Source organism: Elusimicrobiota bacterium (assembly GCA_016218575.1).
GTDB lineage: Bacteria > Elusimicrobiota > Elusimicrobia > UBA1565 > UBA9628 > JACRDN01.
This window is the reverse complement of record JACRDN010000014.1, coordinates 119,944-143,529: the sequence shown is the minus strand read 5'-3', so window position 1 is coordinate 143,529 and position 23,586 is coordinate 119,944. Positions and strand designations below refer to the sequence as shown.

The window sequence follows — 23,586 nt, the reverse complement described above, 5'->3', positions numbered from 1 at the left end:
GGTCGAAAGACCTAGACCAGTCGAGTGCCGTTTCCTTGAGAGCCGGGCGAAAAAATGAGATACTGAGACCGTGAAATTGGTCACCTTCGAGGCCCAGGCCGGCTTGAAGCCCTCCGAGAGACTGGGCGCGATTTTCGGCGGGAGGATCGTGGACTTAAACCGCGCCGCGGCCCTGCGTCTTGCCAAAGAAGGGGCCGAGGCCCCCCAAAGCCGGGCCGACGCCCTCATCCCTCCCGACATGCTGGCCTTCCTCGACTTGGGCGAGTCCGCGCTTTCCGAGGCGAGGAAAACATTGGATTTCATGCACGAAGGCTCGCGCAAATTCGGAGAGGACTTGGCGGGCCCTGGCGGGGAAAGGGTCGCCTTCAAGGAGAGCGACATCCGCTGGCTTTCCCCCCTCCCGCGGCCTCGGGCCCTGCGCGACTTCTTCGCCTTCGAGGATCATGCCCTTCAAGGGGCGGCCAGGCGCAAGGAGCCCTTGGCCCCGGAGTGGTACGACCAGCCGGTCTATTACAAGGGCAACCACCGCGAGATCTACGGCCCAGGCGAGACCGTGCCCTGGCCGAGCTACACCCGGCGCTTCGACTTCGAGCTCGAGATCGCCTGTGTGGTGGGGAGGAAAGGCCGCGATCTCTCCCCCGGGGAGGCGGCCCGCCACATCGCGGGCTACACCATCTTAAACGACTTCTCAGCGCGGGACATACAGAAAAACGAGATGATTTGCCGCATGGGGCCGGCTAAGGCCAAGGACTTCGCCAACGGCCTGGGCCCCTACCTTCTCACCGCCGATGAGCTCCCGGAGCCGGAGAACTTGAAGATGAGCGTCAAAGTCAACGGCGAGGTGTGGAGCTCGGGCAACTCCTCGGGGCGCTATTGGAGCTTTCCGGTGATGCTCTCTTATGTCTCCCAGGGGGAAACGGTTTATCCCGGAGACATACTGGGATCGGGCACCTACCACAAGGGCTGCGGCCTGGACTTGGACCGCTGGGTGAAGCCCGCTGATATAATTGAGTTGGAAGTGGAGAAGTTAGGCGTGCTGAGGAATGTCGTGGGAAAACCCGGGGGACAAATACATTTGAAGTACACCAAGGAGCAGGCAAAACCCTCTCTCCCTATCGCCTCCCAAACGGGGAGGCTCCCATGATCATACGCAGAGGCGAGGTTCCAAACACGCCCCACACGGAATTCTACGCCAAGCCCGGAGTGCTGGCCTTGGAGGAGATACACGGGACCTACGGCTTCTCCGGGCCCTACTCGCGCAAGATGCACGTGCGCCGCTATCCCACCGAGCAGGTCAAGGCCCCTCAAAAAACGGGCCTCAACCTGTCGCCTCAGCCTCTCGGCGAGGCTCCCCTGCAGCCCTTTCACATCCGCGCGGGCCGCATCCCTTACGGCAAGGACTTCCTTCGTTCGCGGAAGGTCCTGGTCTTCGGAAAATCCACCTGCGTCTCGGTGGCCAAGCCCCGGAGTTCCGCTCCTGAAAGGGAATTCTTCAGGAATGGAGAGTTCCACGAAGCCCTCTTTGTCCAGGAAGGAGAGGGAGAGCTTCTGAGCGAATACGGAAGGCTCCCTTTCCGCGCGGGGCAGTACCTGATCGTCCCGAAGGGAACCACCGTCCAATACCGCCTCAAGAGCCCGCGGGCCTTCTTCTTCATCATGGAATCGGCTTATCCGATCCAGTTCGCCCCGCACTACTTAAATCCCCACGGGCAGGCCACCTTGATGGCGCCGGTGGTCGAGACCGAGATCGGCGTCCCCGAGTTCGTCCCTCCCCGCGACGAGGTCGGAGAGTTCGCGATATTCGTCAAGCACCAAGGCGGGAAAGTGAGCAAAATCACCCTCGGGCACCACCCTTTCGACCTCTCAGGCTGGGAAGGGGCCTTGTTCCCGTTCTCCTTCGACAGCGCCGACCACCATTCCATCGCGCGAGAGATCCACACCGCACCCCCGACCCGGCAGACTTTTCAGTCCGGCAACGCCCCCTACAACGGCTTCTCCGTCTGCACTTTTCGGGCCCAGGTGGAGGGTTGGCACCCCAAGGACATCCCCGCCCCCTACGCCCACTACAACGTGGACTCCGACGAGCTGATGTTCTTCTCCAATACGAGCTACGGCGCCAGGCAAGGCGTGATCGAACCGGGGTCGCTTACCTTCCACCCCGGCTCGCTCCCCCACAGCCCTCAGGGCATGGCCGCGGCCAAGTCCATGGAGAGCCGGGGCAAAGTGTCCTCCTATCTCGCCGTGATGCTCGACACCTTCTTCGAGAGCCTTGAAGTCACCAAAACCGGGGCGGCCTACGCCGACAAGAAGTATACGCTGAGTTGGGCTCGAGTCGCCTCAAAGCACAGGGCGGACTCCTCATCGACTTGACATGGACATAGACCCGGAGACTCTACCCCCCAGGGACCGCTACCAACTCCTCATTGGAAGCATCCTGCCCCGCGCCATCGCCTGGGTCTCGACCGCGAGCCCGGATGGAAAAATGAACCTCGCTCCCTTCAGCTTCTTCACCGGGATCACGGCCAACCCCATGAGCCTGTGCTTCGCCCCGGTCAACGACCGCAAGGGCCGGGTCAAGGACACCTTGCTCAACGTGCGCCAGACCCGCCAGTTCGTGGTCAACCTCGCCAACGAGGACAACGCCGAGAAGATGAACCGAACCTCGGCCAACTACCCCTACGGCGTCAGCGAATTCGCGGAGGCGGGGCTGACTCCCGTGCCCAGCCTCAAGGTCAAGCCCCCGCGCGTCAAGGAATCTCCCGTCCACATGGAGTGCGAGCTTATCCAAATCGTGACCCTGAGCGAGGGGCCCCTGGGCGGGAATCTCGTGATCGGCAAGGTCGTGATGTTCCACGCCGACGATTCGGTGTGGAAGGACGGCAGGCTCAAGCACCAGGATTTAAAAGCCATCGGACGCATGGAGGGGGCGTGGTACGCCCGCACCCGGGACGCTTTCGAGCTTCCTAGACCGGAGTGAGTCCATATGAAAAAAGAATTCCTCAACCTAGTCGTCGATCACATGACCGTCCTGGTCGAGCCCCGCTTCTACAAGGTGACCTACGCCCTCTTCCGCGTGGTATTCGGCGTGGAGCCCGAGGACGTCATCTACGAGAAGCGCCGCCGCTGGCCGGCCGCAAGCGAGGAGAAATCCATGACCTTCGCGGCCCGCATCGGCAGGGGCGCAGGCGCGGAGGAGCTCAGCCAAACCATAGTGGCCGTGGTCCAGCCCACCGAACCCTCCTCGCAGTCCTCCCACGTTAGGCAGATATTGAAGAGCCGCGGGGGCTCCGCCCATTGGCAGCACATTGCCCTTCGCACCCCCGACCTTCTGGCGTTCCACAAGCACGCCTTGGAGCGCGGGGTGAACTTCATCACCCCCATCATGAAGGACGGAGAGGAGGACTTGATCCAGGTCTTCAGCGGGGAGTGGAACCTTCCCGGAGCTTCCCCGGCCGGGATATTCTTCGAGTTCGTGCAGAGAAACCCGAGCGAGCAGCTTCTTAAGAAGCTGCAGGAATCCAACCGCGAGGCTTGGTTCAGGGACAAGACCTTCCTCGGCCTCTACCAGGAGAAGGAGAGCGAGTACCAAAGCGGCCGGGTGACCCCCTTCATAGATGAGACTCTCTTCCTTGAAATCGAGACCTTGCTCAAGCCCAAGCCCCTCTGGGAGATAGGGGCCCAGGAGCTCTCCGCCGTCGAGACGGCGATGCTCGCGTATGGCCGGGCCCGCAAAGCGGGCGCGGCCTGAAGTGCTCCGGCTTCCAGAGGCCCCAGGCGTTGCGGCCGTTGCCGGCTGCCTGGTTTTGGCGCTCGGCGGCTGCGCGAGCCTCCCCGGCCTGGGCCGGTCCAAGGTCGAGACCGGTCTCGAGGTCCTGGAGAAAACCGGCTTTAAGGAGCTCCAGGGAAAGCGCGTAGGACTCATCACCAACCACACGGGAATGGACCGCCGGGGGCGAACCACGGTCGAGGTCCTGGCCAAGGCCAAAGGCGTCAGGCTAGAGGCTTTATTCTCTCCCGAGCACGGATTTACCGGCACGAACGAGGAAAACGCGGTCTCCTCCTCGACCTTGCGCCTAGGAGGCCGGGACATTCCCATCGTCAGCCTCTACTCCGGTGGAATTTCGGGAATGCGCCCCAGGCCGGAGGACTTGAAGAACCTGGACGCGCTGGTCTTTGACATTCAGGATATCGGAACCCGGGCCTACACGTATCTGGCCACCATGGGCATGGCCATGGAGGAGGTCGCAAAGGCCGGGCTTAAGTTCATCGTGCTCGACCGCCCCAATCCCATCAATGGCGTCACCATGGAAGGGCCTGTCCTGGATGATTTATCCTTGCGCCAAGTGACGGCAACCGCTTACTTCCCCGAGCCCGTGCGCCACGGGCTCACCCCCGGCGAGATCGCCCGGCTCTACGCCGCGGAGCTCGGATACGGCAAGCTGACGGTCGTCAAGATGCGGGGCTGGACCCGGGACCAGTGGTTCGATGAGACCGGCCTGCCCTGGATACCCCCCTCCCCCAACATGCCGGACCTCGAGGCCGCCGCTCTTTACCCGGGGATATCCATATTTGAGTCGAGCAACTTGGCCGTGGGGCGCGGTACGCCGCTCCCTTTCCGCTGGATAGGGGCTCCATGGATGAAAGGCGAGGAAGTCGTCCGGCGCCTGAACGAGGCGGGTCTCGAGGGAATCTCCTTCTCGGCGCAGGACTACACCCCCAGCAAAAGCGTTTTTCAAGGGGAGCTCTGCCACGGAGTGCGCATGAAAGTGACCGACAGGGAGAAGGTCCGCCCTTTGAAGGTATTCCTCAGGCTCAATGACGCCGTCATGTCCCTGCATCCCCAAGAAATGCAATGGCGATGGGACGAGGCCAAGCGCATGGTGGGCACGGACAAGTTCCGGGAAATGATCGAGCGAAAAGCCTCTCTGGCGGAGCTCGACGCCCTATTCGACCAAGGGGCACGGGATTTCGCGGAGCTGCGCCAGCCGCATCTTTTATACTGAAAACTATCGAATGGGATCGAGTATTGACAGGCTTACTGCCATCTGTTACCTTTGGTCGAGTGCCCGATTTTTAAGGAGGAATGGAACATGAAAAGATCCTTATTTGCCTTTATTCTCGCGAACTGTTTATATCGACCTTGTCTTCAGGCAGCGGATACCCTCAAGGGGATTTATGATTGCCGACCTCTGACGGGAACGTGGCAGAAGGATAAAAGACTCGGTGAAAGCGCGCAGAGCGCGCGGTTTGAATGCAAACAAATAGGAGACCGCCCTATCGGCGCTAGAATATTAGCCTGCGCTCACTCCACCGAGCCTGCTGAACTGAAATTGACTCTGGGGAATGAATCGCGGCAGGGGCTGGCGGCCGTGTTCTACGATGAGACTGGTGAAGCCGTCGGCCTTCACGATAAAGACGGTTTTTTCCTTTGCGATTCCAAACCCCTGAGACCGTTCCTAATGCGCAGGGACATCCTGAACTGCGAATTCTCAGAAAGATCCAACATCACCTGCCGCGACAAAAAAAATGGAATCCGTCATCTAAAATGCTCGGAGAAAAAGACCGTCGTAAGTTACGTTCAGTCGGATTCCAGCAAGGCGCAAAACTACTGCGTCTTGGTCACGGGAAGCTCGGGCCGAGTGGCGGGCATGGTATGCAAGCGTTTTGACCCTAAGACAAAACTGCTGAGCCCCGATGAATATTCCCAATGCTACCAGGTGAGGCTCGGACGCAAGATTCACCCTATTGGCCTATGATTCTCCGGGCCAGCTTGGGAACCTCGGACTCAAAATAGCCTATGGCCCAGGCGCAAGGCCAGGGTCAGGCGCTCGGCCGCGGCGATCTTAAGCAGTTGGGTCGGGTCATACTAAACGCAAGTGTATTATCGTTTAGTAATTATGGGCCAAGGGCTACTCCAGCGCGGCCAAGGTCTCCTTGAGCCGGGCTTGACGGGACAGCGCCGCCTCGCGCTGGGAGCGGGCAAGGCAGACCTCGGACTCGGGAGCCCGGGCGAGGAAATCCTTGTTCTCCATCTTCTGCGCGATTTTCTTGAGGTCGGCTTCGGCCTTCTGCAGCTCCTTCTGGAGGCGGGACTTCTCCTTATCGAAGTCAATGAGCCCGGAGAGAGGGATAAACAAGCTCATGCCCGCCGCCACGGCGGTAGCGCTTTGGGCCGGGCGCTTTCCCTCTTGGGCGGGCTCTAGGCTCTCCACCCGCGCCAAGGCCTTGATATAGCCGTCTCCCTTGGCGACAAGATCGCGGACCGCGTCCTCTCCTCCGGAGCAGAGGACGCGGATCTTAAGGCCCGGAGGGACGTTCAACTGGGCGCGGACCGAGCGAACGGCCGCGATGATCTCCATGAGAAGCCCCATCTCTTTCTCGGCCTCGGGGCTCAAGCAGTCGAACTCGGGCTCGGGAATGCCGGCCTGAAGGATGAACTCGGCCTTCTCGCCCGAGTAGGGCCTGAGAGCCGAGTACAGCTCCTCGGTGATGAAGGGCATGAAGGGATGGAGCAGCTTCAAGGTCCCGGAGAGGACTTGAACCAAAATGGTCCGCGCCGCCTCCTTCTCCTCTCCATCCATGCCCTGGAGCCGGATCTTGGCGAGCTCGACGTACCAATCGCAGAATGTGTCCCACAGGAACCCGTAAAGGATATCCGCGGCGGCGGCGGCCTCGTAGCGCTCCAAATGATCCCGGACAAGGGCGGCGGTCTTCTGATGCTCGGCCAAAATCCAGCGGTCCGAGAGCTCGATGCGGCCAAGGGAGAGCTTGGAAAGCGGATAGCCTCCCGCCGGAGGAGCCTCCGGCAGGTTCATGAGCACGAAGCGCGTCGAGTTCCAGAGCTTGTTGGCGAAGTTGCGCGGCCCGGTGAGGGAGTCCTCGGAGAAGGGGATATCCCGCCCCGGGTGGGCCTGGGCGGCCAAGGAGAACCTCAGGGCGTCGGTGCCGTATTTGGCCATCATATCGAGGGGATCTATGACGTTGCCGAGGGACTTGGACATCTTCTTTCCGCTCTTGTCGCGGACTATGCCGTGGATGAGGGCGTCCCGGAACGGGGGCTTCCCCATGAACTCCAGACCCATCATTTGCATGCGCGCCACCCATAGGTAGAGTATCTCGTAGCCCGTGACCAGAACCGCGGTTGGGTAATAATAGTTGAGCTCCTCTGATTTTTTCGGCCATTCGAAAACAGACATGGGCCAAAGAGCGGAAGAGAACCAAGTGTCCAAGACGTCCGGGTCCTGGACGAAGGATTCACCCCCGCAGGCAGGGCATGAGCTCGGCGCGTCCATGGAAACGACCTTCTCGTCATGGCAGGCCGAGCAATACCACACCGGGATGCGGTGGCCCCACCAGATCTGCCGGGAGACGCACCAGTCCCTGATGCTCAGAAGCCAGTCCCGGTAGGGCTTCTCCCAACTCTGCGGATGAATCCTAAATTTTCCTTGATCCAGGGCTTGGAGCGCGGGGCGGGAGAGTTCCGACATCTTGACGAACCACTGATCCGACAGGAGGGGCTCTACCACCGAGGAGCAGCGGTAGCAGACGCCCACGCAATGGCGGTGGTCCTTCACCTCGCGAAGAAGCCCCGAGGCCTTCAAATCCGCCACCACCTTGTCCCGGGCCTGCTCGCGGGAAAGCCCCGCGTAAGGCCCGCCCGCCTCCGTGATCCGGCCGTCGGGCCCGATCACCTTGAGAAGCGCCAGCCCGTGCCTGGCCCCTATCTCGAAGTCGTCGGGGTCGTGGGCCGGCGTCACCTTGACGGCACCTGTGCCGAACTCGGATTCCACGGCCTCGTCGGCGACGACGGGGATCTCTCGCCCCGTAAGCGGGAGCTTGAGCTTCTTGCCGACCAAATGGGAATAACGGCGATCACTCGGATGCACCGCGACCGCGGCATCGCCGAGCATGGTCTCGGGCCGCGTCGTGGCCACGTCGAGCCCCATTTCCCCCTCCGCCGCCGGGTAATGCACGTGCCAGAGCTGGCCCTTGCGCTCCTCGTGCTCGACCTCGATGTCGGAAAGTGCTGTGCCGCAGCGAACGCACCAGTTGACCAGGCGCTCCCCGCGGTAGATAAGCCCCTTTTCCCAAAGCGCCTTGAAGGCGGCGAAAACGGACCGGGCCCGGGCCTCGTCCATGGTGAAGGCCTCCCGCTCCCAGTCCAGGGCGCAGCCGAGCTTGTCGAGCTGGCCCGAGATCGTCCTCTTGCAGTCCTTGGTCCATGCCTGCATGCGTTCCAGGAATTTCCCGCGCCCGAGATCCCCCCGGCTGGACTTCTCGGCCTTGAGCTGCTTTTCCATCACGTTCTGCGTGGCGATGCCCCCGTGATCCGTGCCGGGAACCCAGCAGACCTCTGCGCCCCGCATCCGATTCCAACGAACCAGGACGTCCTGCAAGGTATTGTTCAAGGCATGGCCGAGGTGCAGGGCCCCGGTCACGTTGGGTGGAGGAATGACGATGGAGAACACCCGGACGCCGGGCTTCGGCTTTGAGGAAAAAAGACGGGCCCGGCGCCAAGCCTCCCCCCACTTGGCTTCGACGGGCTTGGGGTCGTAGGCTTTGTCGAGCATTAGAGAAGGTCCGAGGCCAAGGCCGCGAGGAGGCTCCTCTCGCTCTTGGCGAAGGTGACATGGCCGTAGAGGCTCTGGCGCTTGAAGCGCTCCACGAGGTTGGTGAGGCCGTTGGAGGATGCGTCGAGGTAATAGTTGTCTATCTGGTAGGGGTCGCCGGTGAGCACGATCTTGGCCCCCTGGCCCGCGCGCGAGATGATGGTCTTGATCTCGTGGGGCGTCAAGTTCTGGGCGTCGTCTATGATGATGAAGAGGTTGGGCAGGCTCCGGCCGCGCAGGTAGGTCACGGCCTCGATCTCGATGGTCCCCTCCTCGATGAGCATCTGGATGTCCATGTCCGTGGTCTCCAGGGACCCCTTGGGGCGCTCCAAGAGGAAGCTCAAATTGTCGTATATGGCGCCCATCCAATTGACGAGCTTCTCCTCCTTGGTGCCGGGAAGAAACCCAATGTCGTGTCCCACCGCGACGACGGGGCGGCCGATCAAGATGCGGCGGTAATGCTTCTCCTCCAAGGTCTGGTGCATGGCCGCGGCCAGGGCGAGCAAGGTCTTTCCTGAGCCAGCGACCCCCACCAAGGAGACGAGCTGGATGTCCTTGCTGAGGAGGAGCTCCAAAGCGAAGCGCTGCTCCGTGTTCAGGGGCTTGATCCCCCACGGGGCGAACTCCTTCTGGAGGGGGATCAAAGCCGCCGCCTTGGGGTCAAAGCGAGCCAGCGCGCTCTGGGACCCCCCGGACTGGTTTTTCAGGATCGCGAATTCGTTGGGGATGAATTCATGGTCGGGCAAGACCAGCTTCTTCTCCTTGTAGAATTTGTCTATCATGTCGGAGGTGACACCCACTTCCCGCCAGCCGCGGTAGAGTTCGGAGATGTCCACCTTCTCTTTTTCGTAGTCCTGTGTCTCCAGGCCCAAGGCCTCGGCCTTGATGCGCAGGTTGATGTCCTTGGAGATGAATACCACGTTCTCGCCCTGCTTCTTCATGTACTGGGCGCAGGAGAGGATCTCATTGTCCTTGGTGTGGGCCGAGAAGGCGCGGGGAAGGCCGTCGGAAACCTGTATCTCCACCCGGAGCTTACCGCCGTGGTCGAGATCGACCCAGTTGGAGAGCTTGCCCTTTTTTCTGAGATCATCGAGCTTGCGCGCCACCAGCCTCGCCGAGCGGCCGCGCTCGTCGTTATTGCGCTTGAAGGTGTCGAGCTCCTCGATCACGGTGAGCGGAATGACCACGCGCGAGCCCGCGAAGGCAAGCATCGCCATGGGATCATGGAGGATCACGTTAGTGTCTAGAACAAATGTTTTCATAATCTCCTACCCCTAAGGGCTCGCAATGAAATAATATGACCAACTGGCAGGCCCTAAACCCCCGAAAAGGGCGCTACGAAGCTCATGAAGGCCTGGTTGGCGAGGAAGACCCCCTCGCGGGTAAGCCGCGCGCGCCGCCCCCGGCGGCTGACCAGGCCCCGCTCCTGCAAATCCTTCCATTCGCCCGCGAACTGCGCTTCCATCTCGGGAACCAGCTCCAGCCCGTCCAGCAGCCTCAAGCCCAGGAGGATGCGCTCGCCCAGACCCTCCTTGCCCTCGAGGCTCTCCGACTCGGCCACGGGCCGGCGGCCGGACTCCACTTTCTCGCAGTAAGGGAGGAGCCGGTCCTCGTTCATGGACCGGACTCCATCCCAATAAGAAGCCGCGCCGCAGCCCAGTCCCACGTAGCGGCCCCCCCTCCAGTAGATCTGGTTGTGCAGGGACTCTTGGCCGGCTCTGGCGAAATTCGAGATCTCATAATGACGGTAACCGGCGGCTTCAATCCTATCGAGGCTCGCCTCGAACATCGCGCGGCCCATGTCCTCGTCCGGTTCCACTTGGCGCCTGGCGAACAAAGTTTGATCCTCCACCTGGAGCCCGTATAGGGAGAGATGCTCCGGACCCAAGTCAAGGACCAGGTCCAGGCTCTCAAGGCACGACGAGAGGGCCTGCCCGGGCAGGCCGTACATCAAATCCACGGAAATGGAGAAGCCCCCGGCGCGGCGCGCCTCGGCGTAAACCGCCAAGAAATCCTCGAAAGTGTGCCGCCGGCCGATGGCTTTAAGAAGGGCGGCATCGGTGGTCTGAAGGCCAAGGCTCAGCCTCGTGATCCCGCTGTCCTTGAGGATTCGGATCTTCTCCGGGCTCAGGCTCTCGGGGTTGGCCTCGAAGGTGGCCTCGCGGAACTCGGCGCCGGGATAGGCGGCGCGGATCAAGGCCAAAAGCGCCTTGATTTCCCCGGCCTCGAGCTCGGAAGGGGTGCCTCCCCCGATGTAGAGGGTGTCGGGCTTGAAGGCGGGGGCCAGCCCCGCCTCGGCCTCGAGCGCGCGCAGATAGCGCGGGACGGCCCGCTTCTGCCCGGAGAAGGCCGCGAAATCGCAGTAAAAGCACTTCACCGAGCAGAAGGGGACGTGAATGTAAAGGCCTGCGAGGCTGGTTGGCTCCAAACGGGTCAGTTCTTTTTGATGAACATCGAAATGACGTCCACGGGCACGGGAAAAATCGTGGTCGAGTTCTTCTCGGTCGAGATCTCGGCCAAGGTCTGGAGGTAGCGCAGTTGGATGGAAGCGGGATCGGCGGAGAGGATCTTGGCCGCCTGGCCCAGCTTCTCGGAGGCCTGCAGCTCGCCTTCCGCGTGAATGATCTTGGCGCGGCGCTCTCGCTCGGCCTCGGCCTGCTTGGCCATGGCGCGCAGCATCTCCTGCGGGAGATCCACGTTCTTGACCTCCACGTTGCTCACCTTCACTCCCCAAGGCTCGGTGTGGGAGTCGAGAATGTGCTGGAGCTCCAGGTTGATCTTCTCGCGGTTGGCCAGGAGGTCATCCATCTCCATCTTGCCCAGGACGCTGCGCAAAGTGGTTTGGGCGAGCTGGCTCGTGGCGTAGACGTAGTTCTCGACTTGGATGATCGCCTTCTCGGGGTCTATGACCCGGAAATAAACCACGGCGTTGACCTTCATCGAGATGTTGTCCTTGGTGATGACGTCCTGCGGAGGCACGTCCAGGACCACGGTGCGCAGGCTTACCTTCTGAGCCGCCATGACGCCGGGAACGACGATGATGGGCCCCGGGCCGCTCACACGCCACATCCGGCCCAGCACGAAGATCACCATGCGGTCGTATTCGTTGATGATGCGGATGGAAATGAAGACGAGGAAAACCAAGATGAGGATCGGCATCGCGTTCATGGGGCCTCCAAGCTGCGCCAACGGCTGAAAAGTCATTTTTATTCTACTAAATTGTTAAAATCTAAACACAAATGAGCGAACCTGCTTTCAAATCGGGCTTCGTGGCCATCGTGGGGCTTCCCAACGCCGGCAAGTCCACCTTGCTCAATTCCCTGCTCAAATTCAAGCTTTCCGCGGTTTCCCCCAAGCCTCAGACGACAAGGCACAAGATACTGGGCATATTGAACGGGGAGAGCTACCAGATATGCTTCATGGACACCCCGGGGTTCATAAGGGATCCCAAGGATTCCCTTCAGTCATCCCTAAGCATCGCCGCGCGCAGAGCCGCTCATGAGGACGCGGACCTGCTGCTCCTTGTGGTCGAACCCGGCGAAGTCTCTCCCGCCCGTTTGGAAGAGCTATCGTTCCTTAAGAACGCTTCCGCCCCGCTCATCGCTGCGGTAAATAAGGCGGATCGGGCCGAGCCAGGGGCGTTGGAAACCGCCCAAAAAAGCGTCTCGCAGGCCTTCAGCCCGGCCGCCTGCCTCAAAGTCTCGGCCCTGAAGGGGCAGGGCTTGGAGGAGCTTCTCCGGGAAATCCTATCGAGGCTGCCGGAGTCCTCCCCTTTCTACGAGAAGGACCAGTTCTCGGACCGCTGGGAGCGCTTTTTCGCGACCGAGATCATACGCGAGCAGATATTCTCCCTTTACGGGGAGGAGATTCCACACGCCAGCGCCGTGACCATCGGCGAGTTCCGGGAGAATCAAGGCGGCCGTGACGAGGTTTACGCCACCTTGTACGTGGAAAGGGAAAGCCAAAAGGGAATCATCCTGGGCCAAAAGGGAAAAAGCCTGCGCCTCCTGACCGACCGCTCCCAAGCGGCCCTCGAGTCGTTCTTGGGCCGCCCCGCCGCCCTCGAGATATGGGTCAAGGTGCGAAAGAACTGGCGCAAGGACCCCCGCTCTTTGCGCGAATTCGGCTACCTGTAACTGAAATTGCTATAATTCAGTATTATGAAAATACTGATAGCCGCCGCGCTCGCCTTGAATCCCCACCTCCTGCACGCAGACGAGGGCATGTGGACCCTGGACAACCTTCCGACCCAGCAGTTGAGGGAGCGCTACGGCTTTATCCCGACGCCGGAGTGGACGGAGCTCGTGCAGCTGGGCTCGGTGCGGTTCAACGACGGCGGCTCGGGAGCCTTCGTGTCGGAGACCGGCCTAGTCCTCACCAACCACCACGTGGCCCTGGGGCAGCTCCAGAAGGTGTCGAGCGAGAAGAAGGACTACGTCAAGGACGGCTTCTTCGCGCGCGCGGCCGATGAGGAGATGAAGTGCCCCGACCTCGAGCTCAACCAATTGATCTCCCTGGAAAACGTCACGGACCGGGTCCTGGGAGCCGTCGACTCCGAGGCCTCCGACAAAAAACAAAACGAGCAGCGCAAGGCGGAGATCTCGCGCGTCGAGAAGGAGTCCACGGACAAGACCGGACTGCGTTCAGACGTTGTCGAGCTCTACCAGGGCGGGGAGTACTGGCTCTACCGCTACAAGAAGTACACCGACATTCGCCTGGTCATGGCGCCGGAGCAGCAGGCCGCGTTCTACGGGGGGGACCCGGACAATTTCACCTATCCGCGCTTCGATTTGGACATGGCCTTCTTCAGGGTCTATGAGAACGGCGCTCCGGTGAGTCCCAAGAAATACTTCCGCCTGAACCCGGACGGCTTCAAGGAAGGAGACCTCGTGTTCGTCTCCGGGCACCCCGGCTCGACGGACCGCTTGAAGACCGCGCGCCAGCTCGAGTACCAGAGGGACTACTACGCCCCCACGCGCCTCAAGATATTCAAGCGCCGGATCAAGGCCCTCTACGCCTACTCCGCGCGGGGCCCGGAGCAGGCCCGCCGAGCCAAGGACCGGATATTCGGCTTTGAGAACGCGGTCAAGGCCATCAGCGGAGAGCTCGAGGGCTTGCAGGACCCCGTGTTCATGAAGCGCCTGGCCGCCCGCGAAAAGGAGACCCGGGCGCTCGTCGCCAAGGATCCCAAGCTCGCCAAGGCCTACGGCGGCGCCTGGGACCGCATCGCCAAGGCCCAAGACGCCCTCATCAAACGCCACAAGGAGGCCGCGTACCGGAAATTCGTGGGCGCGAAGCTCGCCGACTACGCCAACACCATAGTCCGCTACGTCGCCGAGGTGGAGAAGCCCAACGAGAAGCGCTTCGAGGAATTCCGCGACTCTGCCTTGGAGTCCCTGCGCTTCAGGCTTTTCTCCCCCGCCCCGGTCTACCGGGACTTCGAGGAGGCGATGCTGTCGGATTGCCTTCAGGAATCATTGGACGAGTTGGGCAAAAGTGACGCTCACGTGAAGGCCGCGCTCAAGGGCCGCTCGCCGCAGGAAGTCGCCCATGAGCTGGCGAGCCAAACCCAGCTTGACGACGCCGCTTTCCGTAAGAAGCTCGTCGAGGGCGGGCGCAAGGCCGTGGAGGAGTCCCAGGACCCCTTGATCGTCTGGGCACGCGGGCTAGACGCCCCGTACCGGGAGCTTCGCAAGTGGTACGAGGACGATATCCAGAGCGTGGAGGCCCTGCAGGGAAATCGCATCGCCAAGGCTCGCTTCGCCCTGTACGGCAAGACTACCTATCCTGACGCCACTTTCACGCTTAGGCTCAGCTACGGAAAGGCCGTCGGCTACGAGCTGGGCACGACCAAGGTTCCCTATAAGACCACGTTCTACGGCCTATACGACCGGGCCGCCTCCTTCGACAACCAGTTCCCCTTCAACTTGCCGGAGAAGGTGGCACAGGCGCGGGGAAAACTGGACCTGCCCATCCCCCTCAACTTCGTAACGACCAACGACATCATCGGGGGCAACTCGGGAAGCCCGGTGTTCAACCGCAAGGGCGAGTACGTCGGCCTCATCTTCGACGGCAACATCCAGAGCCTGGTCGGGCGTTATTCCTACACCGATGAGCAGGGCCGAGCCGTGGCCGTGCACTCGGGCGGGATACTGGCCGGGCTCCGGATCATCTACGACATGCCGGCTCTGGCCCGGGAGCTGGTGGGCGATTAGCCCGCGATGATCAGCTCGAAGATCATTTGAAGCCGCTCCACGCGATCTATCGAGTCCTGGCGAGAACTCGGGAAGTAATCGGTACGCGCGGACATCCAGCGCCGATGACGGCTGACGAGAACCCTTAAGCGCTCCAAAGCCGTCCCGTTCGGGCCCTCCCCGTAGCCCTCGAGAAGGGGCACCAAAGCGGCCCAGGCCTCCCGGTCCTCGGCCCTCAGGGCCGAGGTTTTCAGGTCGTGCTTGAGGACATGCAGGGCAGGGCTCGCCTTTCGCCGTACGAAGTCTTTTCCTCCAAGCTCCAGAACCAGCTTCAAAAGGCGGTTGCCGTCCTTGTGATAGATTCGAAAAGCCCGCCGGACCTCGGATTTTTCCCCCAATCCGGCCTCCAAGGCCTTGCGCAGGCGGACCTTGCCGTCGCGAAGAACGAGGCTGCCGAGATCGAAAAGCTTTTCCGCCTGCTTGTCGCCGAAACTCCCCGGCCTGCGCTGAGCCTCGCGCAGGAGAGCTTGGGTCTCCTCCCAGCGCGCGGCGATGAAAGCCGTGTTCTCCCCCAAATCTGGAAGACGGTCGACTTTGGCCCGCCCGTCCCTTTCGATCTTGCCCATCAAATCCTGCGCGGCCCAAAATAACGGCAGGCGAGCCCTCTCGGCCGCCAGAGCCTCCCTCGTCCGGCCCAGCAGGCTTTCCAGGGCGGCTGGCTCCAGAAGAACCTCCGAAGGATACTGCCACAGCTCCTTGGGGCCCGAGCGCAAGGCCTCGTTCATTCTCGCCTGTATCTTGACGAACCCTCCATAGACCGCGTTGAGCCGGATGAGCTCCGCAGAGCCGTCATCGAAAATAGGGCTCGCGTGAAAAAACAAGTCGCCGGCCTGCCTGGCATAGCGCTCGAGGCGCGCGGGCGCCGCCGGACGATCCTCCCACTCCCGCTCCAGGCGTTCCTGGCGGCGGCGCAGCCCTTCCGAGAGCCGGCCGGCGCTCTTTTTCCAGCGCCTCAAGGCCTCGGCCGCAAGGCCGGCCCGTTCCGCCTCGCCCAGGGACAGGAACTGCGCCTCGGACTCCACCTTGAGCCTGCGCACCTCGCGGGCCACCGGCAGGAGAGCGCTCCGGCCGTAAGAGCCGCTCGGGTCGTTGGCGGCAAGCCTGCGCGCGGCCGCGGAGACGTCGGGGTCGGGCACCAGCGGCAGGACCGCATGGATGGCGGGGATAAGGCTGGCAAGAGGCGCGTCAAAGGCGGGCTTGGCGGCTCCCCCTTCCTCGGGCGCGGCCAGGCAGCAGGCCAGAATCAATAGCCTGGCACCGGCTCCAATGCGCGAAAAGCCGGCGCCAGGCGTCATCTTCGCCTACTCGGCGAGAACTACCACAATCATCCGCAGTTGGTCAACGATAGCTATGGAGTACGCCGCATCGAATTTGGTTTGCGGCGCATATTCTTCGTGGCTCTCGACCAGTCGCGAGATCATCTTGGCCAACTCCTTTAGGCTTCCCTGCCTTTCGGTTTGAAACTTCTTGAGTCCCTGGTGCAACTCTATCCAGGCCGCCTTATCCTTGGGATTCACGCCTGCGCCGCCTCTGATGAAGTAGGGCTCGATCTTCGCAATCGCCTGGCCGAGCCTCTCAAAGAGATGCTCTTGAGGAATCAACCGCAGGAGGTCGCGCTGCAGCCTGTCTCCATCCTCTCGAAAGGATCGAAACGCGGCCTTCCCGGCCGCATCTTGTGCCTTATAGTAATAGACTTTTCCTGCGGAGATGACTCCGCTCAGATTCGACAGGATATCCTCGATATCGTCCGGTTTCGTGCCGAGAGGCATCACCTCAAGGGCGGCGAGCTTCCTGCATAAGGCTTCCCAGTTGTCCGTCAAGGAAGACTTGCTCTTTCCAGCCCCCTGCAGGTCGAGGATAAGAGGACCCAAAGCATTCTTATCGAGTTCTCGGGAAGAAGACATGGCGGCGGCGATGATGGCCTGGCGTTGCTGCCTCCTCATCAAGGCGTCCGGATCGGTTTGGAGCAGCTCCTCCGGATTCCAATGCGGACGCGAAAATATATCCGCCAGGCCCGCCTTGACCACCTGTTCGGCGCGTCCTTGAGCGCGTTCGCTCATCTGTGAAATGGAATCCACGGAAAGCTCCAGGCTCCGAACCCTGCCCGGCTCCACAAAGGGAGCGCCGTAATCCCTGTAATTCTTGGCCGCCTGGGCCAGGCGCTTGAGCCGCCGCTCGGTCTGGATGGGATCAAGGCCTTCGGCGGCGTTTCTAGCGGCCTTCTCGAGCCTCCCCGGCATCCGCTCGACGATTCCGGACCAGCGGCTTATGGCCCCGGATAATTTAAGGGCCTGCTCCTCGGCGGGCAAGGCCAGGAATTGCTCGGAGGACTCGACGCCGCCTTTTCTCAGCAGCGACTCGACCGGAGCGATGATCTTTCGGCCGAACTCCCCCTCCAGATTGGTTTTGGAAAGGCGGATGGCGGCCGGAGAATCGGCCAGTTGGGGCAGCGCCGCCTTGATGGCCGGCACCAGGTCGGGGCGGCCGGCGGGGACACGGAACGGATCGGCCCAGGCCTGGACCGCAAGAGGCAAAGACAGCGTCGCGGCGAGAACGGCTCCATGGGATGTCTTCATGGGCCCATCATAAATAAAAGGGTCTGGAAGCCAGGTAAGCCCTTGGACCCATGCGCTGATGTTCTTTGGGCCTACGTGCCTATAGGACTTAAGGGCAATTCGCGTCGAGAACGGCGGGAGAAGGGGCGGGAACGCCGTTGTGGTCTATGTAGGTGTACTCGGCCATGACGGCCTCGTATTGGTTGAGAAGGTCCACGCCTTCCCGGGGCTTGATATTTCCGGCCTTGACCTGGGCGTCGATGGAAGCCTTGATCATCTTGGCGAGCTCGAACTCGTTGTACTGGATGCTGGCCAGAACGTCGCGGACGGCCTGGCCTTGGATGATCTCCTCGACATAGTAGCCGCCCGGCTCCTCATCGTCCTGGAAGACATGGACCTCGTTGACCCTGCCGAAGAGGTTGTGGATGTCGCCCATGGTGGCCTGGTAGGCTCCCATGAGGAATATTCCGAGGTAATAGGGCTCCCCCGGCTTCAAGGAGTGCAGGGGCAAGGTCCCTCCCGCCTTGCGGTGGCAGGAGAACTGCGATATCTTCCCGTCCGAGTCGCATGTGATGTCCACGAGCGCGGTGCGGCGCAGGGGCTCCTCGTTCAAGCGGTGCAGCGGCATGATCGGGAAAAGCTGACCGATGGCCCAGCTGTCCGGCAGGGACTGGAAGAGCGAAAAATTGCAGAGATACTGGTCCCGGAGCATCTTCGTCATTTCCTGCAGCTCCTCGGGAACGTACTTGGCCTTGGACATCATCTTGCCGATCTCGAGGCACAAGGCCCAGAACAGGTTCTCGATCTTGGCCTTGTCCTCCAAGCTGAGATACCCCAGTTTAAAGAGCGAGAAGGCCTCATCCCGCCTCTGGACCCCGTCGTGGTAGCTTTCGTCCAGGTTCTTGGGGTCCAGGCCCTTGATGATCTCCCGCATCTGGGAGACGACTTCGTTCTCGCCGGGAGCCTCTTTGAAATCAATGGGGGTGTCCCCGGCCTCGATACTTCCAAAAACGTTGACCACCAGGAGCGAGTGGTGGGCCACCGCCGATCGGCCCGACTCGGTGACGATGTGGGGCTCTCGCACCTTCTCCTGCTTGCAGACCTCCTGGATCGTGTAGACCACGCCGTTGACATACTCGCGCAGATTGTAATTCATGGAGCTGTCAACCGCGGTATGGGTCCCGTCGTAGTCGACGCCAAGCCCTCCCCCGCAATCAAGATACTCGATCTTGAGCCCCATATTGGCGAGCTTGGCGTAAATCCGGGCGCCTTCCTTTACCGAATCCTTGATGGTCTGTATATCGGTAACCTGCGAGCCGATGTGAAAATGGAGGAGCTTAAAGCAGTCGCGCATGCCGGCGGCGTCTATCTGATGGACCGCATCGAGGATCTCTGGCGTGGTCAGCCCGAACTTCGCGGCAGACCCTGTCGAGTACTTCCACTTGCCGCTGCCCTGCGTCTGCAACTTGGCGCGAAGCCCGATGGCGGGGCGCACGCCCAGCTCCTTGCCGGCCTTGATGAGAAGCCCGAGCTCGCTCGGCTTTTCGATGACGACGATCACCTTCCTGCCGATCTTGGCCCCGAGCAGGGCCAGGCGCATCATAGACTCGTCCTTGTAGCCGTTGACTATCGTCAGTGCCTCGGGGCCGTTCATGGCGAGCACAGCCATGAGCTCCCCCTTACTCCCGGCCTCGAGCCCGAATTGATAAGGCTCGCCCGCGTCCACGATTTCCTCGACTACTTCCCTCAGCTGGTTGACCTTGATGGGGTAGACTCCCAGGTAGCGGCCCTGGTACTTGCTTTCGGAGATGACTTTTTGGAAGGTCTCGTTCAACTGGACCACGCGGTGGCGCAGGACGTCCTGGAAGCGGAAGAGAACCGGGAGCTTGATGCCGCGGGCGACCACGTCATCGATGATTTTCTTGATATCGATGGCCCCATCGGGGGAGCGCCGCGGATGGAGCGTGAGATCGCCCGCCTCGTTGACACCGAAGTATTTCAACCCCCAGCCCTTGAGATTATAAAGGTTGGCCGAATCCTCGATGGTCCATGGCTTACTTCCCATTTATCTTGGATACATTATATCACGCGGGAGGAGGGATGGGGCCGGGCGCGCGCCCTCGGAAAGGAACCGCGAGCCGCGCCTTGGCCGCGGAGTGCAGACTGCATAAGTTGCAAAAGTTAGTAGTCTGACACCAGTCGGACAATGAGGAAGGTGTCCTTGGCGGGGTCGGTGGGGGTTTCGTAGACGAGCCAGGAGCGACCGTTTCGGATCACGGCCATCCCCCAGCCTCCGGGCTGCATGTCCCAGAGCTTTCCGGAGAGGAAGGGGTTCATCCCGGCGACGGCCTTGGTCCGGCGGATCCTTGTCGCCAGCGAGTACTTGCGCCAAGCCTCCTTCTCCGTGATGACATGCTGGCCGGGATTGTCCTCGCTCTCCGGCTCGGTGCCCTCGATATAGCCGCGCCAGGGCTTGTCGAAGGCTGCAAGCCCGTACTCGCCGAAGCTGGGCTGGACCAGAATCTGCGAGTCGCCGAGGCGCTCGTACACCTCAGGGTACCACCCGTCGGCGCAGACCATGTCCCCCACCTTGCCGAAGGGAGTCCGTACCGCGCCCAGTTCCTCCGCAGGCGCGGGGCTTAGGAATTTTTGCTCGCTCGGCACCAGGTAAACCTTCCCGGACTGGTGTAGGACCCGGCCGTCCGGCCCGAAAATATATGAGACGTTGCGCAAGGCCGAGGCCGCCGAACCCAGGTCGGACAGGGCAGGCAAGGCCACGGACCCGGCCACTATGGTCGCCCCCTTGGCCTTGGCCAGCCTGCTGAAGGTCTCCTGGTAAATCTTCCAGACCACAGGGGACTTGTAGCGAAGGAGATGCCCAAACACGTAATGGGGCTCGTAGAAGCGCCAGCGCCGGTCTTTCCAAGCCTGCCGGAGAAGGTAGAAGAGAAATGGGGGATTTCCGAGGATGAGCCGGGTGATCGCCCCCTGCTTGCTCGCGGCCTCGTAAACCGATCCGGACTCCTCGGCCACCGCGAGCCACGTCCCGATGTGCTCGGGAAAGACGACAAGCTTGGGATCTCCAGGCTTGAGCCGCGGGTCCTTGAGAGCCCCCTCCAAGGCCTCCGACATCCTCTTCTTAAAGGACTCCTGGTCCCGGTAATCCTGGGCCGCGACCCTGGCCTGGACGCCGATGAGCCATTTCTGCGCCGGCCTCTGCGCGGAAGCGCTCGCCGAAATCAAAAGCGCGGCGAGGGCCGCCGTGTTCCTCATGCGGGGGTAGAGGCGCGCCATTCGTCGAACTTATCCTGCAGCTTGAGCCCGGAGATGATGCCGTTGATCACCGCCGCTCTCACCGGCTCCCACGGCACCCAGACCGTCCGGCGGTTGACGAAGAAAAGGCGCGAAAGCTCCGTGTCCCGCTCCAAGGCCAGGTCGCGCAGGATTTGCCCGGCCATGGTCATGAGGGAAACCCCGTGCCCGACGCAGCCCAGCGCGTAAATGACCTTCTTCTGTTCACCGGCGTAGCCGAAGGCCGGCGCCAAGTCCAAGGTGCCCGACACCGGACCGCCCCAGTGGTGAGTGATCTCGATTCCCCTCAAGACCGGGAACGCCTCGGCGATATGCGAGCGCACATGCTCAAGGTTCCCCTGGTGGGTGTCCCGGCCCAGGCCCCCGCCGCGGTAGTAGTGCGCCTGACCCCCACCCATGAGGAGGCGGTTGTCCGGGGTCAGCCGGTAGTAATGCACGAGGTTGCGCGCGTCCTCTATGCCCTGGCGGCGGCGCCAGCCGATGGCCGCAAGCTCCGCGGCCGTCAACGGCCGGGTGAGCGAGATATAGGTGTGCACCGGCGCGGCCTTGGAGCTCAACAGAGGAAATCCCTGGGAATAAGCGTTGGTGGCCAGCACGGCCTTCGCCGCCCGCACCGAGCCCTCGGGTGTCTCAAGGACCAGGTCCGTCCCGCAACGAAGGCTTGAGACCGGCGTGCCCTCGTAAAACTCGACGCCCAGCTTCATCGCGGCCTCTTTAAGGCCGCGCACGAGCCTGGCGGGATTGACGAGCACGCAGAAGGGGTCATACTTGGCCCCGAGATACGTCGGGGAATTTACCTCCCGGCGCACCTCGCCGGCTTCAAGCCAGCGCAGATCAGAGAGCCCCAGCTCGCGCGCCAGCGACATCTCGTGGCGCAGGCGTTTGACCTGTGCCAGGTTGGTGGCCACGACCAAGAGCCCGGTGCGCTCCGCCTGGGCATCGATGCCGAGCTCCCGGCACAGGTTCCAGACGTAATCCACGGCCCCGGCCATGAAGCGGTAGGCCGCGGCGGCGTTGGCCTTGCCGAAGCGCAGCGCAGTGATGGGGAGGGCCAGGCCGAAGAGAGTCATGGCAAATCCAGCGTTGCGGCCGCTGGCCCCGAAGCCCACATGCTCGCTCTCGAGCACGGCCACGCGCAGGCGCGGGGCCTCTTTCTTAAGGTGGTAAGCCGTGGAAACTCCGGCCAATCCCCCACCCACGACGGCCACGTCCGCTTCAATGGCTTTCTTTAGGGAAGGGCCCGGCTGGTACGGCGGCGCGGTCTCAAGCCAAAATGAGCTCATGGTTCCACTCCGTAGGATAATCGGGCATACACCCCGTAGTGATCGGAAAGATAGAGGGGCCCCTCGGAAGTGGCGTACGGTCTGTTGAATACGGCCTGGGCCTCCACCGGAGTCACTCCCGCCTTGGCGCCTCCCCGCGCCCACACGTAGTCTATGCGGATGTCCCGGTCCAAAGGCTGTGGCCCCATGCGGTTCAATGGGTTTTCCGGCGACATGCTGGGCGCCTCCCGGCCGGGGTAGAGCAGGCTCATGACGTCCGCAAGCCCCAGCCCCTCCGTTAAGGATTTGTAGTTCTCCTGGTCGTCCTGGAGATTGCAGTCGCAGAGAAGAACGAGGCTTTCGGCGCCTTTCCGGGCGTGCTCGCCAATAATCCTCCCGATTTGCCTGATCTGCCCCTTTTGCGCCGCGATGGAATCGTCGGCCCGCGGGTCGGGCACGGATTGAAGGTGGGCGCCTACGAGAACCATGGGCGGCGCATCCTCAAGGGGTTTGAGGGTCAACAATACCATTCCTTTATATACATTCCGCTCGTAATTGGCCCGGTCCTCGAAAAGGTAGTAATAAGCCTCCAGGATCGGTATCCACTCCTTGACCGCGACCATCATGCCGGAGCCCTGCAGGAAGGGAAAAGGCTTGCGGCTGGGCCGGATCACGGTGTAGCCGCGGCCCTCGAGCTCCGCGGCCAAGATTTTGGCGTGGCCCTCCTCCCAAAGTTCCTCAAAAACGAAAACGTCCACATCTTTCTCCAGGGAAAGCTCGCCCACGACTCGGGGCATGAGCCGGGCCCGGCGGTCCACGTAGGCCACGATGTCTCCGACGCCGGGAACGCGCAGAAGCCCCAAATTGATTTGGACGACGTTCAAAGGAACCGAGCCCGCCGCCGCTCTCGCCAGGGCTCGGAGCGAGGGCCGAGCAGGAATCGGAGGGACTTCCAGGCGAAAAGGAGGGAAAGCCGCTTCTACCCCGTACGCTGGCGGCGGCACCGCCGCCAGCGCCAAGGCGAGAAGCGCTCCATTCATAGAAGGAAAGTCAGAGTCAGCCCCAACAACCCGCCCAAAATGGCCCCAAGAATCAAGCCCGGGATGCCGAAGCCGAGGGCCACGGCCGCTGCCGCGCCCACGAGGATGCCGATGGAGGGTTGGTAAATTTTATGCCCGGCGTAAGCCCCGGCCGCGGCCCCCGCCAAAGCCCCGGCCACAGCGCCCAGCGGGCCCAGGAAGAAAAAGCCCGCCGCCGCCCCCAGGATCGCCCCGCCCCATGCGAAGCGCCTGACCCGGGCCGGCTCGACGTAATTGACCGGCAGGCCAGAGCGGCCCGCGCCGCCCTTCTTTCCCATCAATATCCGCATGATCTCCGGGCCATGGAAAGCGTCCCCGGATTGCGATTTCACTTCATCGAGGCTCGCCGTCAAGTCCATCGCGGCCGCGGCCGTGAGGCTGTCGGCCGCCGGGCCCTGTGTGAACCGGATGTTTTGGGCCAGGAGCCCCGAAGGGGCCCAGGCGAGGCCCGAAATGAGAATAAATCTCAATGCAACTCGCATGCCCCGATATTAAAAAATTAGCGGCCTCGACAC

At 62.0% G+C, this 23,586-nt stretch carries 19 protein-coding genes; 8 read left to right on the top strand and 11 right to left on the bottom strand.

What is annotated here, in order from left to right; translation table 11 throughout:
- Positions 1 to 70 precede the first annotated feature (70 nt).
- The 6 genes from HY921_04565 to HY921_04540 all read left to right on the top strand — a co-directional run bounded on the left by HY921_04565 (position 71) and on the right by HY921_04540 (position 5,756).
- Positions 71 to 1,144 carry a fumarylacetoacetate hydrolase family protein gene (locus tag HY921_04565; protein ID MBI5630141.1) on the top strand — a complete coding sequence of 358 codons (1,074 nt, stop codon included), beginning with the start codon at positions 71 to 73 and terminating at the stop codon, positions 1,142 to 1,144.
- Positions 1,141 to 2,370: a homogentisate 1,2-dioxygenase gene (locus HY921_04560; GenBank protein MBI5630140.1), complete on the top strand. Its 1,230-nt coding sequence runs from the start codon at positions 1,141 to 1,143 to the stop codon at positions 2,368 to 2,370. The genes HY921_04565 and HY921_04560 overlap by 4 nt, the downstream gene beginning before the upstream one ends.
- A gap of 1 nt (position 2,371) precedes the next feature.
- On the top strand, positions 2,372 to 2,977 hold the full coding sequence (locus HY921_04555) for a flavin reductase family protein (protein ID MBI5630139.1): 606 nt from the start codon (positions 2,372 to 2,374) through the stop codon (positions 2,975 to 2,977).
- 6 nt (positions 2,978 to 2,983) lie between these two features.
- Positions 2,984 to 3,748, top strand: a complete 765-nt coding sequence (locus HY921_04550) for a hypothetical protein (protein ID MBI5630138.1) — start codon at positions 2,984 to 2,986, stop codon at positions 3,746 to 3,748.
- A 1-nt stretch (position 3,749) separates the two neighbouring features.
- Positions 3,750 to 5,003: a DUF1343 domain-containing protein gene (locus HY921_04545; GenBank protein MBI5630137.1), complete on the top strand. Its 1,254-nt coding sequence runs from the start codon at positions 3,750 to 3,752 to the stop codon at positions 5,001 to 5,003.
- A gap of 87 nt (positions 5,004 to 5,090) precedes the next feature.
- Positions 5,091 to 5,756: a hypothetical protein gene (locus HY921_04540; protein MBI5630136.1), complete on the top strand. Its 666-nt coding sequence runs from the start codon at positions 5,091 to 5,093 to the stop codon at positions 5,754 to 5,756.
- A gap of 153 nt (positions 5,757 to 5,909) precedes the next feature.
- On the opposite strand, the gene HY921_04535 is transcribed toward HY921_04540, so the two are convergent.
- From HY921_04535 to HY921_04520, 4 genes are read right to left on the bottom strand one after another with little or no spacing between them, the layout of a single operon-like run.
- Complete coding sequence (locus HY921_04535) at positions 5,910 to 8,570, bottom strand: valine--tRNA ligase (GenBank protein MBI5630135.1); 2,661 nt, start codon at positions 8,568 to 8,570, stop codon at positions 5,910 to 5,912.
- Entirely contained in the window at positions 8,570 to 9,871 is a 1,302-nt protein-coding gene (locus tag HY921_04530) for a PhoH family protein (protein ID MBI5630134.1), read from the bottom strand. Before HY921_04530 ends, HY921_04535 begins: the two co-directional genes overlap by 1 nt.
- 53 nt (positions 9,872 to 9,924) lie before the next feature.
- The gene (gene hemW / locus HY921_04525; GenBank protein ID MBI5630133.1) at positions 9,925 to 11,037 is read right to left on the bottom strand and encodes a radical SAM family heme chaperone HemW; all 1,113 of its coding nucleotides are present in this window, start codon (positions 11,035 to 11,037) and stop codon (positions 9,925 to 9,927) included.
- A gap of 5 nt (positions 11,038 to 11,042) precedes the next feature.
- Positions 11,043 to 11,777 carry a slipin family protein gene (locus HY921_04520; GenBank protein MBI5630132.1) on the bottom strand — a complete coding sequence of 245 codons (735 nt, stop codon included), beginning with the start codon at positions 11,775 to 11,777 and terminating at the stop codon, positions 11,043 to 11,045.
- Between the two features lie 71 nt (positions 11,778 to 11,848).
- Between HY921_04520 and era the strand changes: the two genes are divergently transcribed.
- Both era and HY921_04510 read left to right on the top strand, forming a co-directional pair.
- Positions 11,849 to 12,745 carry a GTPase Era gene (gene era, locus HY921_04515; protein MBI5630131.1) on the top strand — a complete coding sequence of 299 codons (897 nt, stop codon included), beginning with the start codon at positions 11,849 to 11,851 and terminating at the stop codon, positions 12,743 to 12,745.
- Positions 12,746 to 12,769: 24 nt separating this feature from the next.
- Positions 12,770 to 14,824, top strand: coding sequence for a S46 family peptidase (locus HY921_04510; protein MBI5630130.1), 2,055 nt, complete (start codon positions 12,770 to 12,772; stop codon positions 14,822 to 14,824).
- Here the strand turns inward: HY921_04510 and HY921_04505 are convergent.
- The 7 genes from HY921_04505 to HY921_04475 form a co-directional block, all read right to left on the bottom strand.
- Complete coding sequence (locus HY921_04505) at positions 14,821 to 16,158, bottom strand: hypothetical protein (protein MBI5630129.1); 1,338 nt, start codon at positions 16,156 to 16,158, stop codon at positions 14,821 to 14,823. The genes HY921_04510 and HY921_04505 overlap by 4 nt on opposite strands.
- Positions 16,159 to 16,164: 6 nt before the next feature.
- Positions 16,165 to 17,439, bottom strand: coding sequence for a hypothetical protein (locus tag HY921_04500; protein ID MBI5630128.1), 1,275 nt, complete (start codon positions 17,437 to 17,439; stop codon positions 16,165 to 16,167).
- Positions 17,440 to 17,527: 88 nt separating this feature from the next.
- Positions 17,528 to 19,483 carry a biosynthetic arginine decarboxylase gene (gene speA, locus HY921_04495; protein ID MBI5630127.1) on the bottom strand — a complete coding sequence of 652 codons (1,956 nt, stop codon included), beginning with the start codon at positions 19,481 to 19,483 and terminating at the stop codon, positions 17,528 to 17,530.
- Positions 19,484 to 19,599: 116 nt separating this feature from the next.
- A complete protein-coding gene (locus HY921_04490) occupies positions 19,600 to 20,712 on the bottom strand; it encodes a hypothetical protein (GenBank protein MBI5630126.1) in 1,113 nt (370 codons plus the stop codon).
- Positions 20,688 to 22,013, bottom strand: coding sequence for an FAD-dependent oxidoreductase (locus HY921_04485; protein MBI5630125.1), 1,326 nt, complete (start codon positions 22,011 to 22,013; stop codon positions 20,688 to 20,690). Before HY921_04485 ends, HY921_04490 begins: the two co-directional genes overlap by 25 nt.
- A complete protein-coding gene (locus HY921_04480; GenBank protein MBI5630124.1) occupies positions 22,010 to 23,032 on the bottom strand; it encodes a hypothetical protein in 1,023 nt (340 codons plus the stop codon). Before HY921_04480 ends, HY921_04485 begins: the two co-directional genes overlap by 4 nt.
- The gene (locus HY921_04475; GenBank protein ID MBI5630123.1) at positions 23,029 to 23,553 is read right to left on the bottom strand and encodes a hypothetical protein; all 525 of its coding nucleotides are present in this window, start codon (positions 23,551 to 23,553) and stop codon (positions 23,029 to 23,031) included. Before HY921_04475 ends, HY921_04480 begins: the two co-directional genes overlap by 4 nt.
- Positions 23,554 to 23,586 lie beyond the last annotated feature (33 nt).